Annotated in this window: 19 protein-coding genes; 10 read left to right on the forward strand and 9 right to left on the reverse strand. The window is 78.1% G+C overall.

From position 1 onward, the window contains the following. Position 1: 1 nt before the first annotated feature. From AC5FZL_RS04725 to AC5FZL_RS04740, 4 genes are all read right to left on the reverse strand, one after another. On the reverse strand, positions 2 to 721 hold the full coding sequence (locus AC5FZL_RS04725) for a GAF and ANTAR domain-containing protein (RefSeq protein ID WP_493617410.1): 720 nt from the start codon (positions 719 to 721) through the stop codon (positions 2 to 4). Positions 722 to 774: 53 nt separating this feature from the next. Next, positions 775 to 1,512, reverse strand: coding sequence for a hypothetical protein (locus AC5FZL_RS04730; protein ID WP_493617411.1), 738 nt, complete (start codon positions 1,510 to 1,512; stop codon positions 775 to 777). A gap of 83 nt (positions 1,513 to 1,595) precedes the next feature. After that, positions 1,596 to 2,195 carry a GNAT family N-acetyltransferase gene (locus AC5FZL_RS04735; RefSeq protein ID WP_493617412.1) on the reverse strand — a complete coding sequence of 200 codons (600 nt, stop codon included), beginning with the start codon at positions 2,193 to 2,195 and terminating at the stop codon, positions 1,596 to 1,598. Positions 2,196 to 2,248: 53 nt separating this feature from the next. Next, a complete protein-coding gene (locus tag AC5FZL_RS04740; RefSeq protein ID WP_493617413.1) occupies positions 2,249 to 2,527 on the reverse strand; it encodes a YciI family protein in 279 nt (92 codons plus the stop codon). Positions 2,528 to 2,597: 70 nt separating this feature from the next. On the opposite strand from AC5FZL_RS04740, the gene AC5FZL_RS04745 reads away from it, so the two are divergent. The 5 genes from AC5FZL_RS04745 (at position 2,598) to AC5FZL_RS04765 (ending at position 6,195) form a co-directional block, all read left to right on the forward strand. Further along, a complete protein-coding gene (locus AC5FZL_RS04745) occupies positions 2,598 to 3,734 on the forward strand; it encodes a histidinol-phosphate transaminase (RefSeq protein WP_493617414.1) in 1,137 nt (378 codons plus the stop codon). Further along, entirely contained in the window at positions 3,731 to 4,345 is a 615-nt protein-coding gene (gene hisB, locus AC5FZL_RS04750; RefSeq protein WP_493617415.1) for an imidazoleglycerol-phosphate dehydratase HisB, read from the forward strand. The genes AC5FZL_RS04745 and hisB overlap by 4 nt, the downstream gene beginning before the upstream one ends. A gap of 74 nt (positions 4,346 to 4,419) precedes the next feature. Next, entirely contained in the window at positions 4,420 to 4,803 is a 384-nt protein-coding gene (locus AC5FZL_RS04755) for a hypothetical protein (protein ID WP_493617416.1), read from the forward strand. A gap of 18 nt (positions 4,804 to 4,821) precedes the next feature. Further along, positions 4,822 to 5,367, forward strand: coding sequence for a GNAT family N-acetyltransferase (locus AC5FZL_RS04760; RefSeq protein WP_493617417.1), 546 nt, complete (start codon positions 4,822 to 4,824; stop codon positions 5,365 to 5,367). A gap of 57 nt (positions 5,368 to 5,424) precedes the next feature. Further along, positions 5,425 to 6,195: a metallophosphoesterase family protein gene (locus AC5FZL_RS04765; RefSeq protein WP_493617430.1), complete on the forward strand. Its 771-nt coding sequence runs from the start codon at positions 5,425 to 5,427 to the stop codon at positions 6,193 to 6,195. Between the two features lie 3 nt (positions 6,196 to 6,198). On the opposite strand, the gene AC5FZL_RS04770 is transcribed toward AC5FZL_RS04765, so the two are convergent. Then, positions 6,199 to 6,939: a 3-keto-5-aminohexanoate cleavage protein gene (locus tag AC5FZL_RS04770; protein WP_493617418.1), complete on the reverse strand. Its 741-nt coding sequence runs from the start codon at positions 6,937 to 6,939 to the stop codon at positions 6,199 to 6,201. A 63-nt stretch (positions 6,940 to 7,002) separates the two neighbouring features. On the opposite strand from AC5FZL_RS04770, the gene hisH reads away from it, so the two are divergent. Genes hisH through AC5FZL_RS04790 form a run of 4 tightly spaced genes read left to right on the forward strand, consistent with a single transcriptional unit; the run spans position 7,003 to position 9,348 of the window. Further along, on the forward strand, positions 7,003 to 7,656 hold the full coding sequence (gene hisH / locus AC5FZL_RS04775) for an imidazole glycerol phosphate synthase subunit HisH (RefSeq protein ID WP_493617419.1): 654 nt from the start codon (positions 7,003 to 7,005) through the stop codon (positions 7,654 to 7,656). A 21-nt stretch (positions 7,657 to 7,677) separates the two neighbouring features. After that, on the forward strand, positions 7,678 to 7,827 hold the full coding sequence (locus AC5FZL_RS04780) for a hypothetical protein (protein ID WP_493617420.1): 150 nt from the start codon (positions 7,678 to 7,680) through the stop codon (positions 7,825 to 7,827). 46 nt (positions 7,828 to 7,873) lie between these two features. Next, the gene (gene priA / locus AC5FZL_RS04785) at positions 7,874 to 8,605 is read left to right on the forward strand and encodes a bifunctional 1-(5-phosphoribosyl)-5-((5-phosphoribosylamino)methylideneamino)imidazole-4-carboxamide isomerase/phosphoribosylanthranilate isomerase PriA (RefSeq protein ID WP_493617421.1); all 732 of its coding nucleotides are present in this window, start codon (positions 7,874 to 7,876) and stop codon (positions 8,603 to 8,605) included. After that, positions 8,602 to 9,348 (forward strand): SseB family protein, encoded by a 747-nt coding sequence (locus AC5FZL_RS04790; protein WP_493617422.1) that lies wholly within the window; start codon positions 8,602 to 8,604, stop codon positions 9,346 to 9,348. Before priA ends, AC5FZL_RS04790 begins: the two co-directional genes overlap by 4 nt. A 35-nt stretch (positions 9,349 to 9,383) precedes the next feature. Here the strand turns inward: AC5FZL_RS04790 and AC5FZL_RS04795 are convergent, their stop codons facing one another. The 4 genes from AC5FZL_RS04795 to AC5FZL_RS04810 form a co-directional block, all read right to left on the reverse strand. Next, positions 9,384 to 10,640, reverse strand: coding sequence for an ABC transporter permease (locus tag AC5FZL_RS04795; RefSeq protein WP_493617423.1), 1,257 nt, complete (start codon positions 10,638 to 10,640; stop codon positions 9,384 to 9,386). After that, a complete protein-coding gene (locus tag AC5FZL_RS04800; protein ID WP_493617424.1) occupies positions 10,637 to 11,536 on the reverse strand; it encodes an ABC transporter ATP-binding protein in 900 nt (299 codons plus the stop codon). Before AC5FZL_RS04800 ends, AC5FZL_RS04795 begins: the two co-directional genes overlap by 4 nt. A gap of 94 nt (positions 11,537 to 11,630) precedes the next feature. Continuing rightward, positions 11,631 to 12,281, reverse strand: a complete 651-nt coding sequence (locus AC5FZL_RS04805) for a response regulator (protein WP_493617425.1) — start codon at positions 12,279 to 12,281, stop codon at positions 11,631 to 11,633. Then, positions 12,278 to 13,579 (reverse strand): sensor histidine kinase, encoded by a 1,302-nt coding sequence (locus AC5FZL_RS04810; protein ID WP_493617426.1) that lies wholly within the window; start codon positions 13,577 to 13,579, stop codon positions 12,278 to 12,280. The genes AC5FZL_RS04805 and AC5FZL_RS04810 overlap by 4 nt, the downstream gene beginning before the upstream one ends. Before the next feature lie 28 nt (positions 13,580 to 13,607). Here AC5FZL_RS04810 and AC5FZL_RS04815 point away from each other — a divergent pair. Then, on the forward strand, positions 13,608 to 15,516 hold a 1,909-nt coding region (locus AC5FZL_RS04815; protein ID WP_493617427.1), incomplete at its 3' end, for a helicase-related protein.

The following is a 15,516-nucleotide window of genomic DNA, read 5'->3' on the forward strand; positions in this document are numbered from 1 at the left end:
CTCAGCCGCTCAGCTCGCCGGTGCGGGTCAGGGCCTCGGCGACCTCGGGCAGCCTGCGGTTCGCGCGCTGGCTGGCCGCGGTGAGCAGCCGGAACGCCGCATCGGGAGTGATCTTGAACCGCTCCATGAGGATGCCCTTGGCCTGGCCGATGAGGTCGCGCGTGCTGAGCGCGGCCCGCAGCTGCGACTGCTCCTGCGCGCCGACCATGGCGACCGCCGCGTGCGCGGCGAACAGCAGCGCGACGTGCTCGGACTCCTCGTCGAAGGCGTTCGGGGCCTCGTTGAGGAGGTTCAGCGCGCCGAGGTCGCCGTTGTCGCCGCGCACGTACAGCTGGACGCACAGCATGCTGCCGGCCCCCAGGGCGCTGGCCCGAGCGGCGAACTCCGGCCAGCGGACCTCGGCGGCCAGGTCGGGGATCCGCGCCGTCCGCTGCTCGTACAGGGCGTCCAGGCACGGGCCCTCGCCGGTCTCGTACTGCGCGCGGTCGGTCTGCCGGGGCAGGTCGCTGGTGGAGGCGGTGGTCACCACCTCGCGGCGGTTCCGGACGGCCGAGATGCTCACGTGCTGGGCGCCGGGGACCGTCCCCACCGCGGCGGCCACGAGGGCGTCCAGGGTGCTCTGGACGTCGTCGCGGTCCTCCAGGGACCGGGCGAGGTCGGCGAGCTGCTCGGCGAGGTCGGCCCCGCCGTCCGCGGCCTGCGCGCGCTCGTGACCCGTCATCGGGCCATCATGGCCCTCCGCGCGCCTCCCGCTGACCACCGCGACCCCGCGGCTCACCGCCGGCCCGCCCCGGTGATCCGGCAGGCGTCCTCCCACGCGGCCAGGTCGAGCGCCGGCTCGGGGCGACGCCCGGTCCAGGCCTCGGCGTCGGTGATGGCGGTGGCGAGCAGGTCGTGCAGGGCGGCGTCGCGCTCGGCGTCGGGCAGGCACGCCAGCCCGATCCCCACCGCGGCCGAGGCGGCGATGTGCTCCGCGGCGCGCTGGTGGACCCGGCGCTGCGCGCGGCGCGCGGTGGGGGCGGCCAGCTCGGCGGTGAAGCGGCGGGCCCAGGCGAGCGCCTGCGGCGAGCGGTCCAGCGCCGCGGCCGCCGCCGCGGCCAGCGCGCCCTCGGTGGGCGAGCCCAGCTCGGCCAGGCGCCGCTGGCAGCTGAGGACGGCCACGGCCATCACGCGCTCGCGGTCCTCGCCCACCAGCGGCAGGGCCGTGACCGCGCAGCGCAGCGCCACCCGCGCCTCCAGCCGCGGGTCGTCGCTGACCAGCCCGATCACCCGCGGGATGAGCGGGGCCAGGCGCGCGCGGCCGGCGTCGGTCGTGCGGTCGTTGACGTTGCGCGCGAGCGCGGCCAGCACCGGGTGCGTGCAGGCGGGGTGGTCGCTCCAGCGCTCCCCGGCCAGGTACGAGGCCATCTCCATGAAGCAGGCGCCGCTGCGCGGGGTGCGGTGGCGCCCGCGCGCCAGCAGGGGGAGCAGGTCGGGCGCGGGAGAGGCGGCGAGGACGTCGGTGTCAGCCATGGTGCTCACCTCGGGCGGGAGGGGCCGGTGCGTCCCAGTCTGCGCGCTTCCGCCCGGAAGGCAAGGGGCGCCAGACCCCGTCTTCAGCGGGCCAGGCGGTGCTCCAGGCCGGCCCGCACGCCCGGCCAGTCCTCGGCGGTCACGGAGAACACGACGGTGTCGCGCAGCGTGCCGTCGGAGCGGCGCTTGTGGCGGCGCAGGAGCCCCTCGCAGCGCGCCCCGAGCCGGGCGATCGCCTGCTGGGAGCGGGTGTTGCGCACGTCGGTCTGCAGCTGCACCCGGCCGGCGCCGAGCTGCTCGAGGGCGAGGCCGAGCAGGAGCAGCTTCGCCTCGGGGTTGACGCGCGTGGCCCACACCGCCGGGGCGTACGTCGTCGCGCCCACCTCGAGCCGGGCGTCGGCGGCGCTGACGTCGAGGTAGCAGGTCACGCCCACGACGGTGCCGGCCGGCAGCCCGCCGACCTCCTCGACGAGCGTCACCAGCCACGGCAGGCCCTCGGCGAACCGGGCGCGCAGCCGCGCCTCCCAGCCGGAGGGGTCTGCCGGGCGCCCGGCCACGTGCTCCCAGACCCGGTCGTCGTCGAGCGCTGCGAAGGCCGCCGCGGCGTCGTCGGCGGGGACGGCGGGGCGCAGGTGCACGGTCGACCCGCGCAGCTCGGTGCCCGCCGGCGGCGGCCAGGTCATCGCCGGCCACGGCCGGTCGTCCGGGCGGGAGTCGGCCAGGGGCTCGAAGCGGGTCAGGAGCGGTCCGCCCAGCGGCCCAGGACGACGTCCCAGGCCACCGCGGTGCGCTCGGCGACGATGCCGCCGTGGGTGACGAACGGGTCGGCGTCGAGCAGGTCCTCGACCACCGCGGGGGAGTCCGCCTCGAAGACCAGCACGGCGCCGCCGGCGTCGGTGGGCCCGGAGAGCAGCAGCGCGTCGAGGGACGCGAGGTACTCGCGGTGCGCCGGGCGCACCGCGTCGCGGGCTGCGGTGTCCGAGGTGTACGTGTAGGTCGCGACGACGTGCGGCACGGTGGGCTCCTGCGGGTGGGAGGGACCGGGACGGGACCCCGACATCCTGGCCCTTCCTAGACTGCCGCGCGTGAGCGACCCCACCCCGGCCACGACGCTGGACGACCTGCCCCTGCGCGAGGACCTGCGCGGGCGCACCCCCTACGGCGCGCCGCAGCTGGAGGTGCCGGTGCGGCTGAACACCAACGAGAACAGCCACCCGGTGCCCGCCGTGGTCGTGGAGGCGATCGTCGAGGCGGTGCGCGCCGAGGCCGAGCAGCTCAACCGCTACCCCGACCGCGAGGCCCTCGCCCTGCGCACGTCGCTGGCCCACTACCTCGGTCACGGGCTGCACGCGCAGCAGGTGTGGGCCGCGAACGGCTCCAACGAGGTGCTCCAGCAGCTGCTCCAGGCGTTCGGCGGCCCGGGGCGCACGGCGCTGGGCTTCACGCCCTCGTACTCGATGCACCCGATCATCACGGCCACCACCGGGACGGCGTGGGTCGACGGCCGCCGCGGCCCCGACTTCGGGCTGGACCCGTGGCGGGTCGCCGAGCAGGTGCGCGAGGTCGGTCCCGACGTCGTCTTCCTCACCTCGCCGAACAACCCGACCGGCACGGCCCTGCCGCTGGACGTCGTCGAGGCCGCCTACGAGGCGACCGCGGGGATCGTCATCGTCGACGAGGCGTACGCGGAGTTCTCCCGGCCCGGGACGCCGTCCGCGCTGAGCCTGCTGCCCGGGCGCCCGCGCCTGGTGGTCACCCGCACGATGAGCAAGGCGTTCGCCCTCGCCGGCGCCCGCCTGGGGTACCTCGCGGCGGACGCCGCCCTGGTCGACGCCCTGCACCTCGTGCGGCTGCCGTACCACCTCTCGGCCCTGACCCAGGCGGCCGCGCGCGCCGCCCTGGCCCACGCCGACGTCCTGCTGGCGACGGTGGAGGAGGTCAAGGCCCAGCGCGACCGGATCGTCGCGGCCATGCCCGGCCTGGGCCTGACCGCGCTGCCCAGCGACGCCAACTTCGTCCTCTTCGGCGGCCTGGACGACGCCCAGCGGGTCTGGGAGGGGCTGCTGGAGCGCGGCGTGCTCGTCCGCGACGTCGGGATCGGGCAGCATCTGCGCGTCACCGCCGGCACGGTGGAGGAGACCGCCGCGTTCCTCGGCGCCCTCGGCGAGGTGCTGGCGGCCGAAGAGGTCGCCGACGCAGCCCACGACGAGGAGCAGCCATGAGCCGCACCGCCCGCATCGAGCGCGCCACGAGCGAGTCGAGCGTGCTCGTCGAGCTCGACCTCGACGGCACCGGCGCCACCGACATCAGCACCGGGGTCGGGTTCTACGACCACATGCTCACCGCGCTGGGCAAGCACTCCCTCATCGACCTCACGGTGCGCGCCACCGGTGACGTGCACGTCGACGCCCACCACACCGTCGAGGACGTCGCCATCGTCCTCGGCCAGGCGCTGCGCCAGGCGCTGGGGGACAAGCGCGGGATCGCCCGGTTCGGCGACGCGCTCGTGCCGCTCGACGAGGCGCTCGCCCAGGCCGTCGTCGACGTCTCCGGGCGCCCGTTCTGCGTCCACTCCGGAGAGCCCGAGGGCACCGAGTTCGTCCTCATCGGCGGCGGCGCCGGCGGCGTGCCCTACGCCGGCTCCCTCACCCGCCACGTCCTGGAGTCCATCGCCCTGCACGCGCACGTGGCCCTGCACGTGCGCGTCCTCGCCGGGCGCGACCCCCACCACGTCGTGGAGGCGCAGTTCAAGGCCGTCGCCCGGGCGCTGCGGGCCGCGATCGCCCCCGACCCGCGCGTGTCCGGGGTGCCGAGCACCAAGGGCGCGCTCTGAGCGCGGCGGGCGGCCCCGGGGGCGGCCCCGCGGACCCGGCTCCCTCGCCCGCCCGGGCCGCCCTCGTGCTGCCCGTGGCGGACGCCGAGCGGGCGGCCGACCTGTGCGCGCTGGCGTCGGTGGTCGCGGACGTCGTGCCGGTCCCCGGTGTGGGCGCGGTCGTCCTGCCCGAGCCGGCCGAGGCGGAGGCGGGCGCGCAGGCGCTGTCGAGGCTGCTGCGCCTCGCCGACGTGCTGCTGCTCACGGCCGGGCAGGACGCCGTGGCGGCGCAGCGCTGGCGCGGCGGCGCCCGCGGCGAGGACCCGCGGGCGGGACTGCTGCTGGCGACCTGGCCCGACGAGGTGCAGCGCCTGCTGCTCGGGCGCCTGGCCCCGGCGGACGTGCCCGGGACGGCGTCCAGCGCCGGGCGCTCGCGGTGGCGGGCGGTGCGCTCGCTGGTCCGCGCCCGCCGCCGCTGACCCTGGCACGATCTCGGGATGCCCGAGCCGCTCCAGCCCGTGACCCTGCGCGCCCCCGGCGTGGAGCTGCGCCCCTGGCGGCCGGAGGACGCGCAGGCCTGCACCGCGGCGTGCCAGGACCCGGCCGTCCAGCGCTGGACGGCGGTGCCGGTGCCCTACCTGCCCGAGCACGGCGCGGGGTTCACCGCCACGAGCCCGCAGCGGTGGGCCGCGGGCCTGGCCTCGTTCGCGATCGTCGACCCGGCGTCCGGGGAGCTCCTGGGCGCGCACGGGTTCGTCGACCGCCCGGCCCCCGGCGTCGTGGAGATCGGCTACTGGACCGCCCCCGGCGCCCGCGGGCGCGGCGTGGCCACGACGGCGACGCGGCTGGTGGCCGAGTGGGCGCTGCGCGACCTCGGCGAGCACCGGGTGGAGTGGCGGGCCGAGGTCGGCAACACCGGGTCGCGGCGCGTGGCCGAGGCGTGCGGCTTCACGGTCGAGGGGATCCTGCGCGGGCGTCTGGAGGTGCGCGGGCAGTGGCGCGACGCGTGGGTCGGCGGCCTGCTGGCCACCGACCTCGCCTGAGCGGCGGCCTGGCCCGACCCGGCGCTAGGCTGCCACGCTGCCCCCGTGACGACTCCCGTGGCGACCCCCGTGCGCACCGTGGCCGTGATCTCCGACGTCCACGGGGTGCTGCCCGTGCTCGAGGCGGTGCTCGCCGAGCCGGAGGTGGCCGCCGCGGACCTCGTCGTCGTCTGCGGTGACCACGCGGCGGGCCCGCAGCCCGTCGAGGTGCTCGACGCCCTCGTCGGGCTGGGGGAGCGGGCCGTGCTCGTGCGGGGGAACGCCGACCGCGAGCTGGTCGCGCACGCCCGCGGCGAGGACGCCGTCGTGCCCGACCCCGTGACGCCGTGGGCGGCCGCCCAGCTCCGCGAGGACCAGGTGGAGCTCCTCGCCGGCCTGCCGCACCCGGTCGTGCTCGACGTCGAGGGGTTCGGCCCCGTGGTCTTCTGCCACGGCACCCCGCGCGACGACGAGGAGGTCGTGCTCGTCGACACCCGCCTCGAGCGCTGGGCGGAGGCCCTCGCCGACCTGCCCGCCGACGTCGCGACGGTCGTCTGCGGGCACACCCACATGCCGTTCGTGCGCCTGGTCGACCGGCGGCTGGTGGTCAACCCCGGCAGCGTCGGCATGCCCTACGGGCGCCCGGGCGGCGCGTGGGCGCTGCTGCGCGACGGCGGCGTGGCCCTGCGCCGCACCGCCGTCGACGTCGAGGCGGCGATCGAGGCGGTGGCCGCGGGGTCGGGCTACCCGCAGGCGCGGGAGTGGGCGGAGGAGTACCTGCGCGCCGAGCACAGCGACGCCCTGGCCCTGGCGGTGTTCGGCCCGCGGGACGGGCGCGCGACGGCCTGAGGCTCAGGCCGGGGAGCGCAGGAGCTCCACCGCGGCGGCCACGAGCGCCGCGGTGCCGGCGGCCGGGGTGCCGTCGGGCAGGTGCAGGACGTCCTCCAGGCCGATCCGCGCCGCCAGCCCGCGGCGCCCGGCGTGCCGCAGGAGGGTCCAGGTGCTCGTCGCCTCCCCGTGCAGCTGCACCGGCAGCGCCGGGGCGGCGGCGGCGACCCGGGCGAGGAGGCGGTCCGCCTCGGCCTCGGTCCGTGCGGGGTCGACGCCGCCGGGCAGCTCGACGAGCACCCGCGCGCAGCGCTCGCGGTGCGGCGAGGCGGCCCACGCGTCGAGCGCGGCGTCGTCCCAGACGCCGGCCTCGACGGCCACCCCGCGATCGAGCAGCGCGCCCGCCACGGCGTCCGCGCCCCGCTCGTGCCAGTTCACCGACGCGGCGTCGGGCAGCGCCGTCCACGACCGGACGGCCGCCACCCGCGCCCGCGGGTCGGAGGCGGCCCAGGCGCCGGTGGTCACCCCGACGCGCACGCCGGGCACGGCCGCGCGGACGGCGTCCAGCGCCGCCGCCAGCGGGCCGGCGTCCAGGACGTCGCGGCCGAGGGCGTCCTTGGCGTGCACGTGCAGGTCGTCGGCGCCGGCGGCGACCGCGGCGGCCGCCTCCCGGGCCAGCTCGGCCGGGGTGACCGGCAGGGCGGGGTGCTCGCGGGGGAGCCGCGCACCGTTGAGGCAGGCGGTCAGTGCGGTGACCGGGGGCACGGCGCCATGGTCGCAGGGACGGTCGCAGCGGCGGGCACCTCCCGGGGTCCGTACCCTGGAGGCATGGCTGGCTCTCCCTCGGTGGTGGTGCTCGACTACGGCTCGGGCAACGTGCGCTCGGCCGTGCGCGCCCTGGAGCGCGCCGGGGCCGACGTCGAGCTCACCGCCGACCGCCAGCGCGCGATGGAGGCCGACGGCCTCGTGGTGCCCGGCGTCGGCGCGTTCGAGTCGGTCGTCGAGGGCGTCAGGGCGGTGCGCGGGCACGAGGTCGTGGGCCGCCGCCTCGCCGGGGGCCGCCCGGTCCTGGGCATCTGCGTGGGCATGCAGGTGATGTTCGAGACCGGCGTCGAGCACGGCCGGCGCACCGAGGGCCTGGCCGAGTGGCCCGGCACCGTCGAGCGCCTGCCCGCCCCGATCGTGCCGCACATGGGCTGGAACACCGTCGAGGTCCCGGCCGGCTCGACCCTGTTCGAGGGCCTGGAGGACGAGCGCTTCTACTTCGTGCACTCCTACGGGGTGCAGCGCTGGGCGATGGAGGACGACGTCGCCCCCGACGGCACCCTGCGCCGGCGGGCGCCCCTGGTGACCTGGGCCGAGCACGGCGCGCCGTTCGTGGCCGCGGTCGAGAACGGCCCGCTGTCGGCGACGCAGTTCCACCCCGAGAAGTCCGGAGACGCCGGCGCGGCGCTGCTGCGCAACTGGGTCCGCTCGCTGTGACCCCCCGGTGACCCGCCCGTGATGGCGGTCTTCGCGCTGTTCGCGGTCGGCGGCGTGCTGCTCGGCGGGGCGTGGTCGCTGCGCCAGCAGTCCCGGCCGTGGCCCGCGGTCGCCGTCGTGGGCCTGCTCGGCCTCGGCTGCGTCGCCGCGGGCGCGCTCTACCTGTTCTGACCCCCGCTCCGCTCGCCACCCCCGACGCACCGATCCCAGGAGAACCGTGGACCCCCGCCTCCAGCTGCTGCCCGCCGTCGACGTCGCCGACGGCCAGGCCGTCCGCCTCGTGCAGGGCGAGGCCGGCAGCGAGACCTTCTACGGCTCGCCCCTGGACGCCGCCCTGGCCTGGCAGGCCGACGGCGCGGAGTGGGTGCACCTGGTCGACCTCGACGCGGCCTTCGGGCGCGGCTCCAACGCCGACCTGCTCGCCGAGGTCGTCGGCCGCCTCGACGTCGCCGTGGAGCTCTCCGGCGGCATCCGCGACGACGCCTCGCTGGAGCGGGCCCTGGCCACCGGCTGCCGCCGCGTCAACCTCGGCACCGCCGCGCTGGAGGACCCGGCCTGGACGGCGTCCGCCATCGCCCGCCACGGCGACCGGATCGCCGTCGGCCTCGACGTGCGCGGCACGACGCTGGCCGCCCGCGGCTGGACCCGCGAGGGCGGGGACCTGTGGGACGTCCTCGCCCGCCTGGACCGCGACGGCTGCGCCCGGTACGTGCTGACCGACGTCACCAAGGACGGCACGCTGCGCGGCCCGAACACCGAGCTGCTCGCCCAGGTCTGCGCCGCCACGGACGCCCCGGTCGTGGCGTCCGGCGGCGTGTCGTCGCTGGCCGACCTCGAGGCGCTGCGCGCGCTCGTGCCGGACGGCGTCGAGGGCGCCATCGTCGGCAAGGCGCTCTACGCGGGGGCCTTCACGCTGCCCGAGGCGCTGGACGTCGCCGGCCGCCCGTGAGCGGCACGCCCGGCCGGCACGGGGACGCCACCGGCGACTCCGCCGGCACCCCCTGGGCCGGGCGCACGCTGACCCCCAGCCCCTTCGCCGGTGACGACGGGCGCGTGGACCCCGCCCTGGCCGCGGCGCTGGCCGCCGGCGCGGACCCGGCGGCGGTCCTCGCCGCGCTGGCGACCGCGCGGGTGTTCGTGCCCGTGGTCGCCGTGGCCGGGGAGGTCGACGAGGCCACGGGCGGTGACGCCGGCGCCGACATGGCGCTGCCGGCCCTGCGCTCCCCGGACGGCCGCAGCGCCCTGCCGCTGTTCACCACCGTCGAGGCGCTCGTCCGCTGGGACCCCGCCGCGCGGCCGGTGCCGGTCGACGCCCGCCGCGCCGCCCTGTCGGCGGTGGAGGAGGGCCACCAGCTCGTCGTGCTGGACGCCGCCGGGCCGGTGACGGTGGTGCTGCCCCGGCCCGCGGTGTGGGCGCTGGCGCAGGGCGGGGCCTGGACGCCGTCCCCGCGCGACCCGCAGGTGCTCGCCGCGGTGGCCGCAGCCGCCGGCGCCGTGCCCGGCGTGGTCGGGGCCGCCTGCGAGCCCGGGAGCCGCGCGGAGCTGCGCGTGCTGCTGGCCGTCGTCCCCGGCCTCGACGCCGACGCGCTGCGCGCCGTGACCTCCGCGGTCTCGGCCGCGCTGGCCGCCAGCGAGGTGGTCGCCGAGCGGGTCGACTCCCTGGAGCTGCGCGTGGCGGCCGCTCCCGCCTGACCCCTCGGCGGCGATCACGGAAGAGGGCCTGCGGCTCAGTCCTCCAGCGAGGCCCGCCAGGCCTGCTTCACCGACGTCTTGCCGCCGGTGCGCATGAGCGAGCCGCGGTAGAGCCGGGCCGCGACCACGACGAGCACGGCCGTCGTGGCGGCGATGATCCCCGCGGCCACCAGCGCCTCCCACCAGGCGGCGTCGCCGAGCAGCAGCCGCCGGGGCATCGACAGCGGCGAGGTGAACGGGACGTAGGACATCACCGTCAGCGCCGTGCCCGGGGTGGTGATGTACAGGGCCGCGAAGAACGGCGCCATGACGAGCAGCTGCAGCGGCAGGGTCGTGGACTGCAGGTCCTCGATCCGGGCGGCCATCGCGCCCGACGCCGCCCACAGGGTGCTGAGCATCGTGAAGCCGAGCAGGAAGAACACGAGGAACCAGCCGCTGGCCCCGGCGACCGTCCCGATGAGGTCGCCCTGGCCCGAGGCGGCCAGCGCCAGCAGGCCCACCGCGGTGAGCACCACCACCTGGCCCACGGCCATGATCGTGTTGCCGACGACCTTGCCGATCAGCAGCGCCCGCACCGGCACGGCGGCCACGAGCAGCTCCACCACCCGGCTCTGCTTCTCCTCGGTGACGCTCTGGGCGATCTGGTAGCCGAAGCCGAAGACGGTGGAGAAGAACAGCAGCGCGAACACCACCGCCACGAGGGTCACCTGCAGGGTGGTGCCGCTGTCGTCGAGCACCCGCTGCGTCACGGGCGCCTGCGTCACGGCCGCGGCCTGCTCCGGGGTGGCGCCGAGCTCGGCGAGCACCGCGGCGGTGCGCTCGCCGCCCACCGCGGTGGTCAGCGCGTCGAGCAGGTCCTCGGGCACCTCCTCGTCGCCGACCAGCTCCAGGGAGCCGTCCTGCCCGGCGACCAGGGCGGCGTCCGCGTCGCCGGCCGCGACGAGCTCCTCGGCCTCGGCGGCGCTGGCGGCCTCGACCACGTCGACCTCCAGGGCGCCGTCGGAGGCCTGCGCCGAGCGCTCCAGGGCCCCCGGCGCCGCGGCGCCGACCGCGGCCACCCGGTACTGCTCGGGGCCGTCACCGCCGAAGAACAGCGCCGGCACGAGGATCGACGCCGTGATGATCAGCAGGGTCACCGCGGTCGAGACGAGGAAGGCCCGGTCGCGCAGGCGCACCGAGATCTCCCGGGCGGCGACGAGGCGGGCCGCGGGCACGGTGGTGAGGGCGGGGCGGCGGGCGCGCGCGGGCGCCTCCGGGCTCTCCGTGGTCGAGCTGGTGGTCAGGGTGCTCATCGGACGACCTCTCGGAAGATCTGGGCCAGGGTGGGCACGACCGGGCGCAGCTCGCGCACCGGTCCGTGGGCGAGGGCCCGGCGGAGCAGGGCCTGGTCGTCGCCGTCGTCGGGCAGCTCGACGAGCGCGGCCGGGCCGTCGACGTCGAGGACCGCGAGGCCGGGCACCTCGCGCAGGAAGCCGGCGTCGGGCTCGACGACCACCCGGTAGCGGCGCGGCGCCGACGCCGTCCGCAGCTCGCTGGCCCGGCCCGCGGCGACCACCCGGCCGTGGTCGAGGATCACCACGTCGTCGCACAGCTGCTCCACCAGCTCGAGCTGGTGGCTGGAGAAGAGCACCGGGACGCCGCGGGCGGCGCGCTCGCGCAGCAGGCCGGCGAGGGCGTCGACCGCCACCGGGTCGAGCCCGCTGAAGGGCTCGTCGAGCAGGAGCAGCACCGGGTCGTGCACGAGCGCGGCGGCCACCTGCACGCGCTGCTGGTTGCCCAGCGACAGGGAGTCCAGGCGGTCCCCGGCGCGGTCGGCCAGGCCGACGCGCTCGAGCAGCTCCAGCGCCGAGGAGCGGGCGACCGCCTCGGTCAGGCCGTAGAGCTGGCCGAGGAAGACCAGCTGCGCCAGCACCGGCATCTTCGGGTAGAGGCCGCGCTCCTCCGGCATGTAGCCGAAGGACTGGCGCGCCGCGAGGTCCACCTCGCCCCCGGCCCAGCGCACGGTGCCGGCGTCCGGCCTCGTGATGCCCAGGACCACGCGCATCGTCGTGGTCTTGCCGGCGCCGTTGGCGCCGACGAAGCCGGTCAGGCGACCGGGGGAGACGGTGAACGACACGTCGTCCAGGGCCGTCACGTCGCCGAACCGGCGGGTGACGCCGTGCAGCTCCAGCGAGGGGGGAGGGGTCATGGCAGCGAACCTAGGGACGCCGCCGGGCCGGGCGCGTCCACCGCGCGGCGGAGCGGGCGCGTCCTCCCGGAGGCGGAGGCGGTGCCCGGACGGGTCAGGCGCCGGGCTGCACCAGGCCGCTCTCGTAGGCGTGGACGACGGCCTGGACCCGGTCGCGCAGGCCCAGCTTGAGCAGCACCCGGGACAGGTGGGTCTTCACCGTCGCCTCGCCGAGGAAGAGCTCGGCCGCGATCTCGGCGTTCGACAGGCCGCGCGCGACGAGCACGAGCACCTCGCGCTCGCGGGCGGTGAGCGCCTCGTGCAGGTCGGAGCGGGCCGCGCGCGCCGGGCGGGCGGCGAAGCGCTCGATGACCCGGCGGGTCACCGAGGGGTCGAGCAGCCCCTGGCCCTCGGCGACCACCCGCACCGCGGCCACGAGCTCCTCGGGCTCCGCGTTCTTGAGCAGGAAGCCGCTGGCACCCGCCTCGAGCGCCGCGAAGAGGTAGTCGTCGCGGTCGAAGGTGGTGAGGACGACCACCGCCGCGCGGGTGCGCTCGACGACCGCGCGAGTGGCGGTGATGCCGTCCGTGCCGGGCATCTGCACGTCCATGAGCACGACGTCGGGCTCCAGCCGCTCGGCCGCCGCGAGCGCCGCGTCGCCGTCCGCGGCCTCGCCGACCACCTCCAGGTCGGGCTCGACCGACAGGATCATCCGGAAGCCCGCGCGCACCAGCGGCTGGTCGTCGACCAGCAGCACCCGGATCACGCGTCGTCCAGGGGGAACCGCGCGCGCACCCGGAACCCGCCGGTCGGGCGCGGCCCGACGTCGAGCAGGCCGTCGTGCAGGGCCACCCGCTCGGCCATCCCCACGAGGCCGTGGCCACCGGAGCGGGCAGGACCGCCGCCCTCCCCGCCGCCGGCGCCCCCGGTGGTGCCGCGGCCGTCGTCGACGACCTCGACCTCCAGCGCGCGGTCGAGGTAGCGCAGCCGCACCTGCGCCGAGCGGGCGGCGGCGTGGCGCACCACGTTGGTCAGCGCCTCCTGGGCCACGCGGTAGGCCGAGACCCCCACCGCGTCGGGCACCGGCCGCGGCGCGCCGACCGTCTCGTAGCTCGCCCGCAGCCCCGAGGCGCCCACCCGCGCCACGAGCGCCGGCAGGTCGGCGAGCAGCGGTGCGGGAGCGTCCGGGCCGCTGCCCCCGGCCGCGCCGTCGTCCTCGCGCAGGACGCCGAGCAGGCGGCGCAGCTCGCCCACCGCGGTGCGGCTGGACTCCTCGACGGCCCGGATGGCGCCGCGCGCCGCCTCGGGGTCGGCGTCGAGCACGCGGCGGGCGGCGCCGGCCTGCACGCCCATGACGCTCACGTGGTGGGCGACGACGTCGTGCAGCTCGCGGGCCAGGCGCACCCGCTCGGCGAGGACGGCGCGCCGCGCGTTCTCGGCCTGGCTGGCGCGCAGCCGCTCGTTGGCCTCCGCCAGCTGGCAGCGCTGCGAGGCGGCGCGCCAGGCCCTGTCGCCGAGGATCCACGCGGCGCCGAAGTAGACGACGTTGAACAGCACGTTGTAGAGCACCGAGGCGGTCAGCGGGGTGAGCAGGCCGACCGGGTCGGCGGCCTCGGTGCTCAGCGACGCGTCGTTCCAGGCCGTCAGCGACAGCGCGATGCCCAGCCAGGCGAACATCGCCACGACGACGACGCCGCGCGCCGCGGTGGTCACCCGGCGGTCGCGGCCCCACGCGCCGGCGGTGTAGAGGGCCAGGTACAGCGCGAGGGAGACCATCGCGCCCTCGGGCACCCCGCGCACCTGCAGGGCGATGAACGCGGTGGCCACCACCACGAGCACGGCGAGCGGGAAGCGCCGGCGCACCGCCAGGGGCAGGGTCACCGCCAGCATCCAGGCGACCTGCTCGGGGGTGCTCGGCGGGTCGGGCAGCGGCAGGACGCCGGCGTCGCGGCTCAGCACGAGGCTGACCACCCCGCCGGCGGCCAGCGCCAGGCCGGTCAGCACGTCGGTGCGGCGCTCGCGCGGGGTGGGCCCCGGGCGCAGCCATCCGGTCGCAGCGTCCACGCGCTGATGGTGCCAGCACACTGGCCCCGTGCTCCTCCCTCCGCTCCTGCCGGCACCCGGCCCCGGCACCGACCTGCCGGTGCGCGCCGTCCTGCCCGAGCTGGAGCGCGCGCTCGCCGGCGCCGGGACGGCGCTGCTCGTGGCGCCGCCGGGCACGGGCAAGACGACGCTCGTGCCGCTGGCCCTGGCCGACGCCCTCGCCGGGGCGGGGCGCGTCGTCGTCGCCGAGCCGCGCCGGGTCGCCGTGCGGGCCGCGGCGCGGCGGATGGCCTCCCTGGTCGGCGAGGAGGTCGGCCAGCGCGTCGGCTACAGCATCCGCGGTGACCGGCGCACCGGGCCGAGCACCCGCGTGGAGGTGGTGACCACCGGCGTCCTGCTGCGCCGCCTGCAGCGCGACCCCGAGCTGCCCGGCGTCGCGGTCCTCGTCCTCGACGAGGTGCACGAGCGCCACCTCGACGCCGACCTGTCGCTGGCCTTCGCGGTCGACGTGCGGGCGGCCCTGCGCCCGGACCTCGTGCTGCTGGCGACCTCGGCCACCCCCGACGTGCCGCCCATCGCCGCTGCGCTCACCGGCGGGGAGGGGGCCGCCCCGGTGGTCACGGCCACGGCGCCGGTGCACCCGCTGGAGGTCGAGTGGGCGCCGCCGCCCGTCGCGCTGCCCGCTCCGCTGGGCCTGCGCGTCGACCCCCGGGTGCTCGACCACGTCGCGGCGGTGGTGCGCCGGGCCCTCGCCGAGCGCGACGGCGACCTGCTGGTCTTCCTGCCGGGCGCGGCCGAGGTGGACGGCGTCCGCCAGCGGCTGGCGCGCGGCGCGGCCGCGCAGGGCGTCGACCTGCTCGCCCTGCACGGGCGCCAGAGCGGCGCCGAGCAGGACGCCGCGCTGCGCCTCGGGCCGCGACGGCGGGTGGTGCTGGCCACCGCCGTGGCCGAGTCGAGCCTGACCGTGCCGGGCGTGCGCACGGTCGTCGACTCCGGGTGGGCGCGGGTGCCGCGCACCGACCACGCCCGCGGCCTCGGCGGCCTGGCCACCGTGCGGGTCGCCCGCTCGTCGGCCGAGCAGCGCGCCGGCCGGGCCGCCCGCGAGGGGCCGGGCGCGGTCTACCGCTGCTGGAGCGCCCTCGAGCACGACCAGCTGGCCGCGCAGCCGGCTCCGGAGGTGGCCTCCGCCGACCTCACCGGCTTCGTCCTCGCCCTGGCCGGCTGGTCCTCCCCGGACGGCGCCGGCCTGGCCCTGCCGGACCGGCCGCCGGCCGGGGCGGTGGCGGCCGCGACCGGCGTCCTGGAGCGCCTGGGCCTCCTCGTCGGCGGGAGGGTCACCGAGCGCGGGCGGGCCGTGGCCGCCCTCGGCCTGGAGCCGAGGTGGGGACGGGCCCTGCTGGACGGGTCGAGCGCGGTGGGCCAGCGCACCGCCACCGAGGTGGTCGCGCTGCTCTCCGAGGACGGCCTGGCCGGGCGCGAGGAGGACCTCGCCGCCGCCTGGCGCGCCCTGCGCTCCGGCGCCGACCCCGCCCGCAGCGCCCGCTGGCGCGCGGAGGTGGAGCGCCTCAAGGCCGCGCTGCGCTCGCTGCCGGTGCGGCCGGTCTCCTCCGGCCGCGGCGCGGGGGAGCACCCCGAGCTGGCCGCGGGAGCGGTGGTCGCGCTGGCCCACCCGGAGCGGCTGGCCCGGGCCCGCAGCGGCGGGGACGCCGTCCTCACCGCTGGTGGCACCGCGCTGCGGGTGCGGCCGGGGTCGGCGCTGGCCGGGGCGCCGTGGCTGGCGGTCGCGGTCGCCGACCGCGCCGCGGGAGCCGCCGAGGGGCAGGTGCGCCTCGCCGTCGCCCTGGACGAGGCGACCGCCCTGGAGGTCGGGGCCGACCAGCTCAGCACCACCGAGGAGGTCCTCTGGTCCGGTGGGGACGTCGTGGCCCGCACCGTGCGGCGCCTGGGCGCCATCGAGC

The sequence above is a fragment of the Quadrisphaera sp. DVD1 genome (assembly GCF_058932755.1).

Excerpts from the sequence above, each read along its gene's own strand:
- AC5FZL_RS04725 (WP_493617410.1), bottom strand. The coding sequence starts at position 721 with ATGACGGGTCACGAGCGCGCGCAGGCCGCGGACGGCGGGGCCGACCTC.
- AC5FZL_RS04730 (WP_493617411.1), bottom strand. The coding sequence starts at position 1,512 with ATGGCTGACACCGACGTCCTCGCCGCCTCTCCCGCGCCCGACCTGCTC.
- AC5FZL_RS04735 (WP_493617412.1), bottom strand. The coding sequence starts at position 2,195 with ATGACCTGGCCGCCGCCGGCGGGCACCGAGCTGCGCGGGTCGACCGTG.
- hisB (WP_493617415.1), top strand. The coding sequence starts at position 3,731 with ATGAGCCGCACCGCCCGCATCGAGCGCGCCACGAGCGAGTCGAGCGTG.
- AC5FZL_RS04760 (WP_493617417.1), top strand. The coding sequence starts at position 4,822 with ATGCCCGAGCCGCTCCAGCCCGTGACCCTGCGCGCCCCCGGCGTGGAG.
- hisH (WP_493617419.1), top strand. The coding sequence starts at position 7,003 with ATGGCTGGCTCTCCCTCGGTGGTGGTGCTCGACTACGGCTCGGGCAAC.
- AC5FZL_RS04780 (WP_493617420.1), top strand. The coding sequence starts at position 7,678 with ATGGCGGTCTTCGCGCTGTTCGCGGTCGGCGGCGTGCTGCTCGGCGGG.
- AC5FZL_RS04795 (WP_493617423.1), bottom strand. The coding sequence starts at position 10,640 with ATGAGCACCCTGACCACCAGCTCGACCACGGAGAGCCCGGAGGCGCCC.
- AC5FZL_RS04800 (WP_493617424.1), bottom strand. The coding sequence starts at position 11,536 with ATGACCCCTCCCCCCTCGCTGGAGCTGCACGGCGTCACCCGCCGGTTC.